This window comes from Gilvimarinus sp. 1_MG-2023, assembly GCF_030548285.1.
The window spans coordinates 1-512 of sequence record NZ_JAUOSC010000087.1; the positions used below are offsets into that span (position 1 = coordinate 1).

Annotated in this window: 1 protein-coding gene; it reads left to right on the forward strand. The window is 52.9% G+C overall.

The window, feature by feature from the left end; genetic code table 11:
* On the forward strand, positions 1-512 hold a 512-nt coding region (locus Q4563_RS15805; protein ID WP_336623037.1), incomplete at both ends, for an AAA family ATPase.

The following is a 512-nucleotide window of genomic DNA, read 5'->3' on the forward strand; positions in this document are numbered from 1 at the left end:
ACACCACTGATTCCAGACACGGATGACGAGCGTGAGACCCAGCCAACCCTGGGCTTTCAACGAGTACTGCAGCGTGCTGTATTTCATGTGCAATCGTCTGGCAAGGCGGAAGTGACCGGTGCCAACGTACTGGTTGCCATCTTCAGCGAGCAGGAAAGCCAGGCCGTTTATTTTCTCAAACAACAGAATATTGCCCGTATTGACGTGGTGAATTACATTTCCCATGGCATTTCCAAAGTGTCGGGCCAGGAAGATGAATCCGGTACTACCGGTACGTCGGGTGTCACCGATGAAGATGGCGAACCAACAGCCAGTAATGCATTGGAAGGCTACGCCACCAATCTCAACAAGGTTGCCCGGGATGGCAAGATTGATCCACTGATCGGCCGTGATCAGGAAGTCAGTCGCCTGATCCAGATTCTGTCGCGTCGACGCAAGAACAACCCATTGCTGGTAGGGGATTCCGGTGTCGGTAAAACGGCGATTGTAGAAGGTCTGGCGAAGCGGATTGT